This window comes from Microbacterium sp. NPDC089695, assembly GCF_044749085.1.
Taxonomy (GTDB): Bacteria; Actinomycetota; Actinomycetes; order Actinomycetales; family Microbacteriaceae; genus Microbacterium.
The window spans coordinates 604,447-619,962 of sequence record NZ_JBIVHG010000001.1 but is presented as its reverse complement, the minus strand read 5'-3'; the positions used below and the strand labels follow the sequence as shown (position 1 = coordinate 619,962).

At 70.7% G+C, this 15,516-nt stretch carries 17 protein-coding genes; 11 read left to right on the top strand and 6 right to left on the bottom strand.

Annotated elements, in window-relative coordinates; translation table 11 throughout:
- Positions 1-40 precede the first annotated feature (40 nt).
- Positions 41-451, top strand: a complete 411-nt coding sequence (locus ACIPYT_RS03095; RefSeq protein WP_401070544.1) for an MmcQ/YjbR family DNA-binding protein — start codon at positions 41-43, stop codon at positions 449-451.
- A gap of 10 nt (positions 452-461) precedes the next feature.
- On the opposite strand, the gene ACIPYT_RS03090 is transcribed toward ACIPYT_RS03095, so the two are convergent.
- From ACIPYT_RS03090 to ACIPYT_RS03080, 3 genes are read right to left on the bottom strand one after another with little or no spacing between them, the layout of a single operon-like run.
- Positions 462-1,115 carry a hypothetical protein gene (locus tag ACIPYT_RS03090; protein WP_401070542.1) on the bottom strand — a complete coding sequence of 218 codons (654 nt, stop codon included), beginning with the start codon at positions 1,113-1,115 and terminating at the stop codon, positions 462-464.
- Positions 1,112-1,570, bottom strand: coding sequence for a MarR family winged helix-turn-helix transcriptional regulator (locus ACIPYT_RS03085; protein ID WP_401070540.1), 459 nt, complete (start codon positions 1,568-1,570; stop codon positions 1,112-1,114). Before ACIPYT_RS03085 ends, ACIPYT_RS03090 begins: the two co-directional genes overlap by 4 nt.
- A 40-nt stretch (positions 1,571-1,610) precedes the next feature.
- Positions 1,611-2,201 (bottom strand): hypothetical protein, encoded by a 591-nt coding sequence (locus ACIPYT_RS03080; protein WP_401070538.1) that lies wholly within the window; start codon positions 2,199-2,201, stop codon positions 1,611-1,613.
- Between the two features lie 170 nt (positions 2,202-2,371).
- Between ACIPYT_RS03080 and ACIPYT_RS03075 the strand changes: the two genes are divergently transcribed.
- The gene (locus tag ACIPYT_RS03075) at positions 2,372-3,013 is read left to right on the top strand and encodes a GntR family transcriptional regulator (RefSeq protein ID WP_401070536.1); all 642 of its coding nucleotides are present in this window, start codon (positions 2,372-2,374) and stop codon (positions 3,011-3,013) included.
- 36 nt (positions 3,014-3,049) lie between these two features.
- On the opposite strand, the gene ACIPYT_RS03070 is transcribed toward ACIPYT_RS03075, so the two are convergent.
- On the bottom strand, positions 3,050-4,087 hold the full coding sequence (locus ACIPYT_RS03070) for a zinc-binding dehydrogenase (protein ID WP_401070534.1): 1,038 nt from the start codon (positions 4,085-4,087) through the stop codon (positions 3,050-3,052).
- Positions 4,088-4,228: 141 nt separating this feature from the next.
- On the opposite strand from ACIPYT_RS03070, the gene ACIPYT_RS03065 reads away from it, so the two are divergent.
- The 9 genes from ACIPYT_RS03065 (at position 4,229) to ACIPYT_RS03025 (ending at position 14,450) form a co-directional block, all read left to right on the top strand.
- Positions 4,229-5,209, top strand: a complete 981-nt coding sequence (locus ACIPYT_RS03065) for a phosphoglycerate dehydrogenase (protein ID WP_401070532.1) — start codon at positions 4,229-4,231, stop codon at positions 5,207-5,209.
- Between the two features lie 44 nt (positions 5,210-5,253).
- The gene (locus ACIPYT_RS03060) at positions 5,254-6,555 is read left to right on the top strand and encodes an ABC transporter substrate-binding protein (protein ID WP_401070530.1); all 1,302 of its coding nucleotides are present in this window, start codon (positions 5,254-5,256) and stop codon (positions 6,553-6,555) included.
- A 63-nt stretch (positions 6,556-6,618) separates the two neighbouring features.
- The gene (locus ACIPYT_RS03055) at positions 6,619-7,557 is read left to right on the top strand and encodes a carbohydrate ABC transporter permease (RefSeq protein ID WP_401070528.1); all 939 of its coding nucleotides are present in this window, start codon (positions 6,619-6,621) and stop codon (positions 7,555-7,557) included.
- Complete coding sequence (locus ACIPYT_RS03050; RefSeq protein WP_401070526.1) at positions 7,554-8,402, top strand: carbohydrate ABC transporter permease; 849 nt, start codon at positions 7,554-7,556, stop codon at positions 8,400-8,402. Before ACIPYT_RS03055 ends, ACIPYT_RS03050 begins: the two co-directional genes overlap by 4 nt.
- Before the next feature lie 3 nt (positions 8,403-8,405).
- On the top strand, positions 8,406-10,229 hold the full coding sequence (locus ACIPYT_RS03045; RefSeq protein ID WP_401070524.1) for a dihydroxyacetone kinase family protein: 1,824 nt from the start codon (positions 8,406-8,408) through the stop codon (positions 10,227-10,229).
- Positions 10,226-10,957, top strand: coding sequence for an SDR family oxidoreductase (locus ACIPYT_RS03040; RefSeq protein WP_401070522.1), 732 nt, complete (start codon positions 10,226-10,228; stop codon positions 10,955-10,957). The genes ACIPYT_RS03045 and ACIPYT_RS03040 overlap by 4 nt, the downstream gene beginning before the upstream one ends.
- Before the next feature lie 52 nt (positions 10,958-11,009).
- On the top strand, positions 11,010-11,879 hold the full coding sequence (locus ACIPYT_RS03035; RefSeq protein WP_401070520.1) for a dihydrodipicolinate synthase family protein: 870 nt from the start codon (positions 11,010-11,012) through the stop codon (positions 11,877-11,879).
- Positions 11,880-12,014: 135 nt separating this feature from the next.
- Positions 12,015-13,226, top strand: a complete 1,212-nt coding sequence (locus ACIPYT_RS03030) for a glycosyltransferase (RefSeq protein WP_401070518.1) — start codon at positions 12,015-12,017, stop codon at positions 13,224-13,226.
- Between the two features lie 9 nt (positions 13,227-13,235).
- Entirely contained in the window at positions 13,236-14,450 is a 1,215-nt protein-coding gene (locus ACIPYT_RS03025) for a glycosyltransferase (RefSeq protein WP_401070516.1), read from the top strand.
- A gap of 22 nt (positions 14,451-14,472) precedes the next feature.
- On the opposite strand, the gene ACIPYT_RS03020 is transcribed toward ACIPYT_RS03025, so the two are convergent.
- Positions 14,473-14,880, bottom strand: coding sequence for a hypothetical protein (locus tag ACIPYT_RS03020; RefSeq protein ID WP_401070514.1), 408 nt, complete (start codon positions 14,878-14,880; stop codon positions 14,473-14,475).
- A 34-nt stretch (positions 14,881-14,914) separates the two neighbouring features.
- Entirely contained in the window at positions 14,915-15,460 is a 546-nt protein-coding gene (locus tag ACIPYT_RS03015) for a hypothetical protein (protein WP_401070512.1), read from the bottom strand.
- Between the last annotated feature and the right edge of the window lie 56 nt (positions 15,461-15,516).

The window sequence follows — 15,516 nt, the reverse complement described above, 5'->3', positions numbered from 1 at the left end:
GGCCATTGTGACAGCAGGCGCGCTGGAGGACGATAGCGGGATGGCGACCATCGAGGACGTGCGGGCGATCGCGCTCGCGCTGCCCGGCGTGACCGAGCGCATCGGCGGCCACACCGGAGAGCCCGGGTGGCGGCTGGCGAACGGGCAGATCGCGTGGATCCGGGGCCCGAGCGCGACCGATCTGCGTCAGCTCGCGGCGCTCGGCGTCACCTGGCCGGAGGGGCCGGTGCTGGGCGTGCGCGTCGGGAGCCTGGAGGAGAAGGAGGCGCTGCTCGCCGCCGAGCCCGGGGTGCTGTTCACGATCCCGCATTTCGACGGGTACCCCGGACTCCTCGTGCAGCTCGATCTGATCGGCCGCGACCGATTGGCCGAGATCATCGCCGACGCGTGGTTGGAACGCGCTCCGGTGCTCGTCGCGAAGCGGTGGCTCGACGAGCGGGGGCTCACGTAGCGAGGCGGTGTCAACCGGCGAGCAGGAACGGCCGGGCGGCGTCGAGGAAGAGCTTCGGATCGTCGGCCCACAGACGCACGCGGTCGACGGTGTGAACCCCGCCCTTCGGATGCACGCCGGGGAGGCGGATGGCGATCGGATGCTCGAGCTCGATCTCGATGTTCGTCTCGTCCTGCACCCGTTCGGCGTATTCGCCGTCGGAGACCCGACGCTGCTTCGGCTCGTCCACGCGGCGGGAGATCGCGATCGAGGCGATGTCGCCCCACCCGATCGACACCTCGGATTCGAGACCGCTGCGCACCTGCACGCCCTCCGGCCCGACGGTGTGTGGACGCATGAGCATGCCGCACAGCAGCCCGAGCATCCAGGTCACGCCCCAGATCCCCACGATGAGCATGATGATGCGCACGGCCGGCCAGCGATGCACGATCAGGTCGACGATGGGGATCTCGACCGCGGAGAGCGCGATGAAGACGATCAGGATGGTCAGCAGCGGGCGGTGGTACGCGATTCCTGTGCCGCCGGGTGGGACGGCGGGGCGCCGGGCGATCGCCCGCGCGATGCTCGTGTAGACCCGGATCTCGCTCACCAGCGCCCGGCGTGCGATGCTGCCGAGACGCACGGCACGCGACGGGGGAGCGAGCGCGAGCGCGTCCCCGGTCATGAGCTCGGACCGTCGTCGCGTGGTCCGGCATCCGCGACGAGTCGCTCGAGATGCGAGGAGATCGCCGTGAGCCCACGCAGAACCGCGTCACGGTCTCCTGGTGCGACGGCTCCCATGAGGGAGGCGTCGAGTTCGACGTGCTCGCGCTGCATCCGCGTCATGGTCTCGATCGCCGAGGGTGTGAGCTCCACGAGCACGGCCCGACGGTCTGCGGGGTGTGGGGTGCGTCGCACGTGCCCGGTCTTCTCCAGGGCATCGACGAGTCCCGTGATGTTGCGGGGGGACACGTCGCATGCCTGGGCCAGCGACTGCTGCGTCGACGGTCCGGAGTGCTGGAGGATCCACAGCAGGTGCACGCGCGCGGTGGTCAACCCGGTGCCGGCGAACGCCCGTCCCATGTCCTTCTGGAACAGGTCGGCGATCTGCAGCAGGCGGTCGATCAGGAGAGGATCCATGATCGTTACCCTACTACATGATTACCTTACTTCATGAAATTCAGGCGGGATCGAGACGAAGGACCTCGGGCGACTCTCCTCCCGTGAGCTCGTCGCTGATGCGGATGCTGCGGGCAAGATCGTCGAGCGCGGTCGCGAGCGTGCCGAAGCGCTCCCGGTCGGCGCACACCGCGGTCAGGGTGATGAGGTGCGTGCCCGCATCCCACGTGTAGGTCGCGAACGGCGGCGACGAGGGCGACGGCGGCATCGCGACGACCAGCTTCTCGCCGGCCCCGAGCCACCTGCTCCGGAACGACTCCGTGTCGTCGTAGTCCATGGGCATCGACGCCCGCGCGATGCGCACCTCGGGCGTCAGGGCCTGCACGGTCGCCATCGCGACGACGAGCTCGGGATCGGCCTTCCACGTCCAGACCAGCACGCGTCCGTCGGCGCGCTTCATGAGCAGCGGCGCCGCCTGGCTCATCGCCCACGCGCCGAAGCGCGAGCCCGGCCGTTCCGTCGCTCCGAGCGCCGCATTCGCCTGCCCGAGCAGCATCCGGATCGCGGCCTTGCGGTGGCGGCGACCCTTCCAGCCGAGCGAGTCCGTCACGGGGATCCACAGCTGGGGGTCGGCGTCGGCAGTCAGTCGCATGACCCCACGGTAGCGGCTGCGGCTGAGGGTCTCCCCGGCGCGGTCGAGGAGGGATCCGCGATATGCCGCGGCCCGTGCGACTTGACGCTGAACCCCCGCGTGCGTGACACTCGGATAACTGTTAACTGTCAGAGGAAGTGGGGGCGACGGTGAATTCACGGCCACTGGGCATGGGGGAGCAGATCGCTCACCGCCTGCGCGTCGAGATCATCACCGGCGTGATCGCGCACGGCGAGCACCTCGCCGAGGATGCCCTGGCGACGCGCTTCGACGTGAGCCGCGGCCCCATCCGTGACGCACTGCGCCAGCTCGAATCCGAGGGTCTGCTGGAGAGCAGGCGCAAGCGGCTGTACACCCGCGGGCTGGGGCTCGAGGGCGTCGAAGAGCTCTACGAGCTGCGCGAGGCGCTGGAGTCGCTGGCGATCCGCCTGGCCGTGGCCAGGGCGAGCGCCAAGGAGTGGGACGCCCTGCAGGTCGTCGTCGACCGCATGCGGGCGGCCGGTGAGGTCGGCGACGTCGAGATGTTCGCCGAGGCCGACATGGACTTCCACACCTCGTTCTACACGCTCTCGCGCAACCGACGGCTCATGGAGGCCTGGCGTCCGTACCAGCGCACGTTCGCCATCCTGTTCGAGCTGAGCGACACCCCCGACATCCCCGCCGCGACCGCGGATCATCAGGGATTCCTCGACATCGTCCGCACGGGTGACGCCGAGGCGGCCGTCAAGCGTCTGCAGCTGCACCTGACCCTGGCCAAGGGGCACGTGCGCGACGCCCTCCCGGCATCGCCGCACGCCGGCGCCGAGGTCTGAGCAGGTCGCACCAGAGGGGCTGGGCCCGGACTCCGGTCAGCCGCGGCGTCCGAGGGCGCCGCTCACGTCGACCACGACCTTGCCCGTCACGGCGGGGTCCGCGAGCGCGGCGAAGGCCCCGGTCGCATCGTCGAACGCGCGCACCGTCGTGACGATCTCGGCCGCTTCGGGGGAGGCGTCCAGCAGGCGCAGCGCGTCGTCGAGCTCGCCGCCGAAGCGGTGCGTGCCGACTATGCGCAGCTCCTTGGTCACGAGTCCGGACAGGGCGATGGGGCGCGGGTCGCGCGGCAGCATCCCCAGCTGGACGATCGTCGAGGAGGGGCGCGCGATCGACACCGCCGCCTCGAGGGCGGCGGGCACTCCGCTCGCCTCGATCACGAGGTCGGCGGAGGAAGGGGCGCCGCTGTCTCCGGTGAGGTCGACGACGGCATCCGCGCCGATGCGCAGGGCGAGGTCGAGCGGCGCACGGCGCACGTCCGAGACGGTCACGCGCCGGGCGCCGGCGTGACGCAGCGCCAGTACGGCGATCAGGCCGATGGGTCCGGCGCCGCACACGAACGCGTCGACGCCGCGGAGGTCGCCCGCCCGCGAGAGCGCGTGCAGCACGACGGCGGTCGGCTCGGCGAGCACCGCGGCCCTGGGCGGCAGCTCGGACGGGATCACGCGTAGACGCTCGGTGCGCAGCGCGAGATGCTCCTGCAGGCCGCCGTCGGTGTGGGGCGACGTCGATGCGGAGCCGAGGAACGATGCCGGCTCTGCCGCGAGATCCGCCGCGACCTCGCGGTCTCCGGCTCGGGGCGACGGCCACACCGGGTGCACGGCGACGCGGTCGCCGACCTGCACGGACGCGTCATCGGATGCCGTCGCGATGACCGTGCCGACGATCTCGTGGCCGAGCACGAGCGGCTCGCGCACGACGAAGTCGCCGTTCGCGCCCTTCGAGAAGTAGCTGAGGTCGGAGCCGCACAGCCCCACGAGGTCGACCCGCACGAGCGCGTGCCCCGCGGCGACGGCGGGGATCTCGCGCTCGATCATCTCCAGTGTCTGCGGTCCGGTGAGCCGTATGGCCTTCATGTTTCTCCGTTCACTGCATCGTGTCTTGACCTGCACCCGAGTCTGGCATATGTTGATTGTTAACAGTTTGACAGTTTCGTTTTCTCGTCGATGGTGACGCCGGTACCCGTTCCTGCGCACCTCCAGAAGGGCAGCAGCAGGATGAACGACAGCACAGCGGTCGGTGCCGGACGCACCGTCATCGTCGGGGCGGTGCGCTACGCCGAGCTCTGCGGGCGCGGCCGGCAGCTCCTGATCGACAACGGCTTCGCGCTCGTCGAGAACCAGACCACCGTGCCGTGGACCGCCGAGCAGCTGCACGAGCACATCGCGACCGCGGATGCCGCCGTCGCCGGCGTCGAGGTCTTCGACGCCGCCGCTCTCGACCGGGCGCCGTCGCTGCGGATCATCTCGCGACTCGGCGTCGGCCTCGACAACGTCGAGCTCCCCGTCGCCCGTGACCGCGGGGTCGACGTCGTCAACGTCCCCGGCGGCAACGCGGAGGCCGTGGCCGAGCTCGCCCTCGGGTTCATCCTCTCGCTCATGCGTCGCCTGCCGCAGATGCACGACGCCGCGCGTGCCGGTCGCTGGGATCGCTACGTGGGCACCGAGCTCGCGGGCAAGACCGTGGGTCTGCTCGGGTTCGGCGCGATCGCCCGGCTGCTGGCCGCGCGCCTCTCGGGCTTCGACCTCACGATCAAGGCCTACGACCCCTACGCCGACCTCGACGCCGCCGCGCGACTGGGCGTCGAGATCGTCTCGCTGGAGGAGGCCGTGTCCGACGCCGACATCGTGAGCGTGCACGTGCCGCACCTGCCCGAGACCCACCATCTCGTCGACGACGCGCTCATCTCGCACATGCGCCAGGGCACGCTCCTCATCAACACGAGCCGCGGCGGCCTCGTCGACGAGGCCGCGCTCGTGCGCGGTCTCGAGTCGGGTCGCATCGGCGGGGCGGGCCTCGACGTCTTCGAGCACGAGCCCGTCTCGCCCGACAACCCCCTCTTCTCGCACGACGCCGTCGTGACAGCCCCGCACGCGGGCGCCGACACGATCGAAGCCTACGATCGCATCGGCTGGGCCACGGCGCAGGCGATCGTCGACGTCTTCGCCGGCCGTACGCCGGCGAACGTCGCCAACTGACCAGCAGTCCCCCGACATACCCGAAGCACTGGAAAGGAACGAAGATGTTCAGCAGGAAAGCACAGCGAGCGGCTCTCGCGATCCCCGCGGTCGGCGCCCTCGTGGTCGGTCTCGCCGCCTGTGGCGGAGCCCCGGCCGGCGGCGGCGACGCCGAGGTCACCGAGCTCACGGTCATCGCGGCCAACAGCCCGTGGACCGAGGGCCTCAAGACGCTCGCCACGAAGTACGAGGACGAGACCGGCATCAAGGTCAACATCGAGGCGTACGGCAACGAGCAGCTCAACGACACGCTCAAGGTCAAGCTCAACGCCCAGTCGACCGACGTCGACATCTTCGCCTACCAGGTGCAGGACGTCATGCGCGAGTTCTCGCGCAACGGCTGGCTCGCCGACATGACCGACTACGTCGAGTCCGACGCCGAGTGGGACTGGGAGGACTTCCAGCCCGCCGCCCGTGACGCGGTCGAGCTCGACGGCGTCGTCTACGGCGTGCCGGTCATGACCGAGCGCCACGTCGTCTACTACCGCTCCGACCTGCTCGAGGCCGCCGGCATCGAGCCGCCGAAGACGCTCGACGACCTGAAGGACGCGGCCGCCGCGCTGAACGACCCCGAGAACGGCTTCTACGGCATCGCGATGCGCGGCGCCCGCGTGCCGCTCGTCACCCAGCTCTCGTCGTTCATCTACAGCTTCGGCGGCGACTTCCAGGACGAAGACGGCAACTCCACGATCGACAGCCCCGAGGCCGTCGAGGCGATCGAGTTCTACGGCGACCTGCTGAAGGACTACGGCCCTCCCGGAGCGACCAACATGGGCTGGGTCGAGGCCTCTGCGATCTTCGCGCAGGGCAACGCGGCGTTCTACCTCGACGCCGACAGCCAGGCCTACACGTTCCTCGACGAGTCGAACTCGGCCGTCGTCGACTCGGTGGCCTTCGCCCGGTTCCCCGAGGGGCCCGCGGGCTCGAAGTTCTACAACATCGTGCCGCAGACGGTCGGGATCAACGAGTTCTCGACTAAGAAGGACGCCGCATGGGAGTTCATCAAGTGGGCCTCGAACGCCGAGAACACCACCTGGCTGCTCTCCGACGCGACCGTGCCGGTGGCGCGGCAGTCGGCGTGGGATGACGAGGATGCCGCGTCGAGCTTCCCCGCGGGTCTCGTCGACATCATCCGCAACGTCGGCGACGACGGCGTCGGGCACGACCGTCCGCAGCTCGAGCAGGTCGCCGCGGCCCGCGAGATCATCGGCGGTCCCGTGATCACCGCGATCGAGGGCGGCGACGTCGAGGCCGACGCGAAGTCCGCGAACACCGCGTTCCAGGACCTCGTGGACTCGGAGAAGTAAGACCCCTGGGGATGCCGCGGCACCCGAGCCGCGGCATCCCCGCACCGGTCGAGGAGGACCAAGATGTCGAGCAGCACGCTCACGACCCCCGCGCGTCCGACGGCGTTCCGTCGGAAGCCGATCGACTGGATCGACGCGCACCTGAAGTGGATCCTGATCGCCCCGGCGGTGATCTTCATCGCCCTGCTGATCGCGTTCCCGGTCGGCTACACGATCTTCCTGTCGCTGACGAACGCGCAGGGCGCCGTCACCCGTCCGTTCGACTTCGTCGGGCTCGCGAACTACGCGCACTGGCTCGGGGACATGACCCGGTTCTGGCCGGCCGTCGGCCGCACGGCGTACTTCACGATCATGGCCCTCGTGATCGAGCTCGTGCTCGGACTCGCCATCGCGCTGCTGCTGCGAAAGACGTTCCGCGGCCAGGGGCTCGTGCGGGTCTTCATCCTGCTGCCGCTCGTCGCCACGCCGGTCGCGGTCGGCATGATGTGGCTCGTGATCTTCGAGCCGTCGATCGGCTTCGCGAACGTGCTCATGAAGAGCATCGGCCTGCCGGCTCAGGGCTGGCTGTCCGACAAGGACACCGCGCTGAACACCCTGGTCTTCATCGACGTGTGGCAGTGGACCCCGATGGTCATCCTGATCCTCCTCGCGGGGCTCTCCACGCTCCCCGAGGAGCCCGACGAGGCGGCGCGGGTCGACGGCGCGAACGCCTGGCAGCGCTTCCGGCACATCACGCTGCCGCTGCTGTCGCCGGTCATCGGGGCCGCCGCGATCCTCCGGGCGATCGACGCCCTCAAGACCTTCGACATCATCTACGCGACCAAGGGTCGCGGCGGCGGGTCGAGCAACGAAGCCGAGACGCTGAACATCCTCGCCTACAGCGACGCGTTCGAGTACTCCCGCTACGGCCGTGCCTCCGCGCTGCTGATGCTGTTCTTCATCCTCATAATCCTCGTCCTCCTCGTCCTCGCGATCCTGCGCAAGAGAGCGGAGAAGCTGTGAACACCTCCATCGTCACCCGTCGTCGTCGGCGGCCCTCGCAGATCGTGGGCGGCTGGGCGCGCTTCGTCGGCATCGCGCTCGTGGTGTTCGCGTTCCTCGCGCCGCTGCTGTGGATGCTCCTCGCGAGCCTCAAGACCAACCTCGAGATCATCGACCCGAGCCGCACCTTCTCGTTCACGCCGACGCTGAGGAACTTCGAGACCGTGTTCGGCGCCCAGGCGTTCGGTCCGATCATCCTCAACAGCGTGATCGTGGGAGCGGGCGCGACCGCGTTCGCTCTCCTGATCGGCGTCCCCGCGGCCTACGGCATCGCACGGTACAAGACGCGCAACACCACCGCGTTCCTGTTGATGGCGCGCATCATCCCCGGTGTGAGCCTTCTGATCCCGTGGTACTTCCTGTTCTCGCAGATCCAGCTCGTCGGCACGTACACGGTGCTGATCCTCACGCACATCTTCGTCACGATGCCGCTCGTCGTGGCGATCATGTCGAGCTTCTTCGACGGCATCCCCGAGGAGCTGGAGGAGGCGGCGCAGATCGACGGATCGAGCAAGATCGGCGCGTTCGTGCGGGTCGTCCTGCCGCTGTCGGTTCCGGGCATCGCGACCGCGACGATCCTGTCGTTCATCTTCAGCTGGAACAACTTCCTGTTCGCGCTCGTGCTGTCGAACCAGTACACGCGCACCCTTCCGGTCGCGATCGTGAACTTCACCAGCTATGCGGCCGTCGACTGGGGCGGGCTCATGGCCGCGGCCGTCGTCATCACGGTGCCGGTCATGATCATCGCGCTCCTCGCCCAGCGGTATGTGGTGAGCGGTCTCACGGCCGGCGCGACGAAGGGCTGACGCATGACGAAGAAGCTGATCAACGCTCCCGAGGACTTCGTCGACGAGGTCGTCGACGGCATCCTGCTCGCTCACGGCGACCGGCTGCGATCCGCGTCGGACGACGCGCGTGCGCTGGTGCGTGCGCATCCGACGGCGGGCGCCGTCGGCATCGTCACCGGCGGAGGGTCGGGGCACCTGCCGCTCTTCCTCGGGTACGTGGGTGAGGGGCTGTGCACCGGCGTCGCGATCGGGAACGTGTTCTCCTCGCCGTCGTCGGCGCAGATCGCCGCGGCGACCCGCGCGTCCGACTCCGGCGCCGGCGTGCTGTACCTGTACGGCAACTACGGCGGCGACGTGTACAACTTCGACCTCGCTGCCGACCTCGTCGAGCCCGACGGCATCCGCACGCGCACCGTTCTCGGATCGGACGACGTCGCCAGCGCGCCCGCGGATGCGGCCCGGTCGCGTCGCGGCGTCGCGGGCATCTTCTTCGCCTACAAGATCGCGGGAGCCGCCGCCGAGCGCGGCGACGACCTCGACGCGGTCGCTGAGCTGGCCCAGCGGGCCGTCGACCGCACCGGAACGATGGGCGTCGGCCTGTCGCCCACGGTGCTCCCGACGACCGGCAAGGCCTCGTTCGAGCTCGCCGACGGGCAGATGGAGGTCGGCATCGGGATCCACGGCGAGCCCGGTCGTCGCACCGGCGCGGTCGCCGCCGCCGACGCGGTGGCCGATGAGTTGGTCGACGCGATCGTCGCCGACCGCGGCATCGGCACAGGCGCCAGGGTGGCCGTGCTCGTGAACGGCATGGGAGCCACCCCGCTCGAGGAGCTGTACGTGTTGTCGCGCCGCACCCGGCAGCGGCTCGACGCGCTCGGCGCCGTCGTGCACCGCACCTACGTGGGCGAGTTCGCGACGAGTCTCGAGATGGTGGGCGCGTCGATCAGCATCATCGTCCTCGACGACGAGCTCGCCGCACTGCTCGACGCCCCGGCGGACTCTCCGTTCTTCGCGCAGCGCGGCCCTGCCCCCGCCGCCGCGCTGCGCGAGGCTCGACCGGACGCCCGTTCCACAGCGACAGAGAAGACTGCGACGGAGAAGGATGCCGTCGAGAGCGCACCGGATGCGCCCGAGGCGCCCGGAGCGACGTCGACCGGCCCCGGCGCCGACGACGCGACCGCGAGGGCCGCTGCCCGACTGTCCGCCCTCCTGCCCGAGGTTCTGCCCCGCTGGGCCGCGCACGCCGACGAGCTGCGCGACCTCGACGCGGCCCTGGGAGACGGCGATCTCGGCATCACGGTCGCCTCAGGTGCTCGGGCGATCCTCGACGCGATCGGCGACCGCGACCTCGGCGATCCGTCGCAGCAGATGCTCGCCGCCGGGGAGGCCTTCGCGACAGCGAACCCGTCGACCTTCGCGGCGCTCGTGGGCGGCGGGATGCTCGCGGCGGCGGCGTCGCTGCGAGGAGTCGCCGACCTCGACCGCCGGGTGGTGGCCGCGGCGCTCGGGGCCGCCGCCGACCGCATCGCCGACCGCGGCGGCGCCGCCCGAGGCGACAAGACGGTACTCGATGCGCTGCTGCCGTCGATCGAGGCGCTCGAGAACGCCGCCGACGACGCCGACGCGCTGGCCGCGATGCGCGTCGCCGCGTGGGACGGCGTGCGCACGACCACGCAGCTCGTGTCGCAACGCGGACGCGCCGCCTGGGTCGGCGAACGCAGCGCCGGACGAGCCGACCCCGGGGCGACCGCGTATGCGCGACTGCTCGACGCGGTCGCCGAGGCGCAGGAACAGCCCGGCGTCGAGGCGCAGGAGAAGCAGGAGCACGAGGAGGAGCAGGCATGAGCGGCGGAGTGGTCTGGGTGGTCGGCGGAGGATCGGGTATCGGACGCGGCGCCGCCGTGGCGATGGCCGGATCCGAGTCGACGGTGGTGGTCTCGGGCCGCCGCGCCGACGAGTTGCAGATGACGGTCGACGCGGTGGTCGCCGCGGGAGGAGCCGCGGTCGCGCTTCCCCTCGACGTCGCCGACGCCGACGCCGTCGAGGCGGCCGCCGCCCGCATCCGCGACGAGCACGGCCCGGTGCGCTCGCTCGTCTACAGCGCCGGCACCAACGTGCGCAACCGCTTCTGGGACGACACGACGCCGGCGGACTTCGCCCGCGTGGTCGACATCAACCTCACGGGCGCGATGCGCGCGATCCACGCCGTGCTGCCGGGCATGCGCGACGCCGCAGACGGACTCGTCGTGCTCGTGTCGTCGTGGGCCGGGTGGCGCTTCGCCCCGGGCGTCGGCGCCGGGTACTCGACGAGCAAGACCGCGATGGGCGCGCTCGCCGAGACCGTCAACGCCCAGGAGCGCCTGCGCGGCATCCGGGCGACGCACTTCTGCCCGGGCGAGGTCGCGACCGAGATCCTCGACACCCGCCCGAACCCGCCGAGCACCGCGGAGCGCGAGCTCATGCTCACGGCCGACGACGTGGGCGGCGCGATCCGGTGGATCGCCGACCTGCCGGCGCGCATCTGCGTGAACGAGATCGTCTTCACCCCCACCACCAACACCTCGTACGCGTGAGCCTCGGCCCGCTGCGTCCCGACCCGAACCGCATCCATCCAGAGGAGAACCCATGACCCGCCGCGACATCATCACCGCCGTCCCCGTCGCCTTCGCCGACGACGGCTCGCTCGACCTCGAGGGCTCGAGGGCCATCCTGCGCTTCGTCGCCGCGTCGGGCAACGAGGGCGCGTTCGTGCTCGGCACCACGGGGGAGTTCCCCGCGCTGTCGTTCGAGGAACGAGTCGAGATCACGAAGGCGAGCGTCGAGGAGCTCGGCGGACGCATGCGCGTGATCGTGCACGTCGGCGCCCCCAGCCTGTTCGAGGTGCGGCGCCTGATCGATGCCGCGCGCACGGCAGGAGCGACCGAGATCGCGGTCATCACCCCCTACTACCTCTCCGCCAGCGACGAGGGCCTGTTCGACTTCTTCCGGGCTGTGTCCGCGGCCAGTGACGGTCTCGACGTGTACGTGTACGTGTTCCGCGACCGCACGGGCAACTTCGTCTCCGAGCCGCTCATGGCCCGCCTCGCCGCGCTGCCGAACATCGTCGGCGCGAAGATCTCGGGCGAGCCGCTCGCGCAGGTCGCCGCCTACCGTGCCGTGGTGCCCGACGACTTCATCCTCTACACGGGCAGCGACCGCGACCTGGCCGTCGCCGCCGCCGACGGCGCGCAGGGCGTGGTGTCTGGCATCTCCTCCGTGCTGCCCCGTCCCTTCCGCACGCTGCGGGATGCCGCGGCCTCGGGCGACGCGGACGCCGTGGCCGCGGCCCAGTCGGATGTGGATGCCGCGGTCGACGCCATCCAGGGCGACATGGCGCGCATGAAGCTCGCGTACGCCGAGCTCGGCGTCCCGGCGGGCGGCGTGCGCATGGCGATCGACGCTCCCGACGCCGAGGCCGCCGCCGTGGTGCGGGAGGCCGTCCGCACGCTCGCCTGAGACGCGCCCGCAGGGGGGAGGAGCCCCCCGGGAACGCGATGTCCCGGCGTTCCTCCCCGCTGCCGCGCAGGGCCCTCGGGTAGAGTGGCCTGCGCCCGACCAGGGCTCACCTTGGCCGCTCACCCCGAAGGCAGCATGACCTCTCCGTCCTCCGATCCGAGTGCTCCCGCGACCGGGGAGCGACCGCTGCGCATCCTGATCGGATGCGACACGTTCGCCCCTGACATCAACGGAGCCGCCCGCTTCGCCGAGCGGCTCGCCGCCGGCCTCGTGCAGCGCGGCGACGACGTGCACGTGGTCGCGCCGAACACCGCGTACCGCCGCACGCCGGCCCGCACCGAGGTCATCGAGGGCGAGCCGATGACGATGCACCGCCTGCCGTCGGTGCGCTGGGCGCCGCACGACTGGCTCCGGTTCGTGTGGCCGTGGCGCGTGAAGCACTACGCCCGCAGGATCCTCGACGAGGTGCAGCCCGACGTCGTGCACATCCAGTCGCACATCGTGATCGGCCGAGGTCTCTCCCGCATCGCGCACGAGCGCGGCATCCCCGTCATCGCGACCAACCACGTGATGGCCGAGAACATCCTCGACCACACGACCATGCCGAAGTGGGTCGACGACCTGGTGCTCCGCTTCGCCTGGGCCGACGCCAAGCGCACCTTCGGGCTCACGAGGGCCGTCACGACGCCGACCCGACGGGCCGCCGACTTCCTCGAGCGCACGATCGACCTGCAGGGCGTGATCCCGGTGAGCTGCGGCATCGACCGCTCCCAGTACACCCCCGTCATCGGTCCCCGCGAGAAGAACCGCATGGTGTTCGTCGGCCGTCTCACGGCCGAGAAGCAGGTCGAGGTCATCCTGCAGGCGATGACGAAGCTCGACCCGGCTCTCGACGTCACGTTCGACATCGTCGGCGGCGGCGACCAGCGCAAGCAGCTCGAGCACCTCACCGGGCAGCTGGGACTCCGCGACCGCGTCACCTTCCACGGACGAACGACCGACGAGGAGCTGCGCGCGCTGCTGTCTCGCGCCTCGCTCTTCACGATCGCGTCGATCGCCGAGCTGCAGTCGATCGCGACCATGGAGGCCATGGCGTCGGCCCTGCCGATCGTCGCCGCGGATGCCGTCGCGCTGCCGCACCTCGTGCACGACGGCGAGAACGGCTACCTCTTCGAGCCCGGAAACGTGGATGCTCTCGCCGAGCGGCTCACGCGCGTGTTCACGGCCGACGCCGCCGAGTACGAGCGCATGCAGCAGGCGTCGCTCGACGGCGTCGCGATCCACGACATCACGCGCACGCTCGACACGTTCGAGGCCCTGTACCGCGACGAGCCGCTCCCGCAGTAGCGGGCCGCCATGCACATCGTCTTCTTCGGCGATCAGCACCTCGACTCGCTCGGCGGGGCGCAGGTGTCGATGCGCCTGCAGCGCGAGTTCCTCGAACGTGCCGGTCACACCGTCACGGTCGTGGCACCGCGCATGCACGGTTCGCGCGCGTCGGGCGCCGTCGACCCCGCGAACGTCGACCTGCCGTCGATGCCGATCACCCTCGACCGCGAGTACGCGATGAGCTGGCCGGGGCGCGCCACCGACCGCCACCTCGACCGGGCGATGACGCACCGGCCCCCGGTCGATCTCGTGCACGTGCAGGCCGATTTCTGGGGGGCCTTCATCGGCCACCGGTATGCCGCTCGACACGGCATCCCGGTCGTGCACACCATGCACAATCGTGTCGACGTGGGTATCGCAGCAGTCACACCGCTGCACCGACCGGTGCTCGCGGCGCTCAACGTGTGGCGTCGAAGCGCCCTGCGCGGTGCGGTCGCACCGGTCGGCGGCACGGGCGGCTGGGCCTTCCTGCGCGGCATCGCCCAGGGGGCGTCTGCCGTCACCGCCCCGTCGACGCATTTCGCCCGACGGCTCGAGGAGAACGGCGTGTTCTCGCCGGTCGACGTCGTGTGGAACGGCATCGACGACGACATCCGCGCGCAGACGCTGGAGGCCGCGCCCGACGAACGAGTTCCCGGACGGCCGCGGTTCGTGTGGTTGGGGCGGATGAGCCCCGAGAAGCGACTGCTCCCGTTCCTGCAGGCGTGGGTAGAGGCGGGTGTCGACGCCGAGCTCGAGATCATCGGCGGCGGCGCCCAGCGCGCGGCGGCCGAGAAGATCGTCGCGGGGGTCGCGCACGTGCGCTTCGCGGGGCGGTTCGCCTACGCCGAGACCCTCGCCAGGATCGCCGCCGCCGATGCGCTCGTCCAGACCTCGATCGGTTTCGAGACGCAGGGGATGACGCCCTTCGAGGCGGCCACCCTCGGCACCCCGTCGGTGATCTGCGATCCCGACATCGGGGCGGAGCTCGGCGGCGGACTGTGGGCCGTGCCCGGCGCGGCGGTCACCGAGGAACAGCGCAGGGCCGGACTCGTCGAGACGCTGCAGCGCGCGGCATCCGACATCGCAGCGGGGGAGGCGCCCGAGCCGGTGCGCGAGGTGTCGGAGGCGTTCCGGCAGTCGTCCCGCACCGCGGCGATGATCGAGATCTACGAGCGCGTCCTCGCCCGCCGACGCGGCTGAGCGCTGGCGGGGTCCGTCGGGATCAGAACCCGATGTAGAAGAAGAGGTTCGACACCCAGCTCGCGAGGCGCACGGCGATCGACGCGCCGGCGATGCCGATCGCGATCGCCGCGAGAAGATGCGGCGGAGTGCGCCGGATCGCGATGAGACCGAGCACGAGCGCCGCCGCGTTGGCGAGGAGCACGAAGCCCCCGATCACGGTGCTGATGGCGTCGGCCACGTCGTAGCCGATGCTCGCGTAGAACAGCGGGGCGAACAGGTTGACGACCAACCCGACGCCGAGCGCGACGAGAGCGAGCACGAAGGCGATGCGCCCGAGAGATCCGCCCGAGGGTCGTGTGGAGGGTTGAGCGGCGTACTGCGGGTACGGCTGGCCCTGCGGGTAGCCGGGGTTCTGCGGCTGTGCGGGGTACTGCTGCGGGTCGGTCATATCGGCTCCGGTTCAGGGGTTCGCGATCAGGTGCTCAGAGGTTCGCGAGCGAGAAGACGAGGTTCGACAACCCCGCGACGACGATGCCGACGATCTCGGAGGCCGCGATGCCCAGGGCGATGCCCGCGAGGATCTGCTGCCCGGGGCGGCGCACGGCCATCAGGGCGAACACGAGCGCGACGATCGCGACGGCGAGCACGAGGATGTTGCCGACCGCGGTCACCGAGCCGATCGAGGTGGCGCTGTACGCGAAGGCCCGGACGACCAGCGGGAACGACAGGGCGAGCAGCACGCTCATCGCGACCGAGACCAGGGCGAGGATGAACGCGATGCGTCCCGGCGCACCGGATCGAGCGCCCGTCGCGCCCGGGTACCCCGGTGCCGCGACACCCTGCTGTCCGGTCGCCGCAGACGAGTACGTCGGAACGCCGTAGGCCGACGGCTGCGATGTGAATCGCTGGCCGTGGAGCTGCCCGTGCGGCTGCCCCTGCTGCCCTGCCTGGCCCTGATACTGACCGGGATGCCGGGGAGGCGCGGGTGGCGTGCCCTGGGGCTGTCCCTGGGGGTGCTGGTCGCTCATGCTGTCGAGCGTAGTCCGGTGCCCCGACATGCGGGGAGAACGCTCGGTGAAGGGCG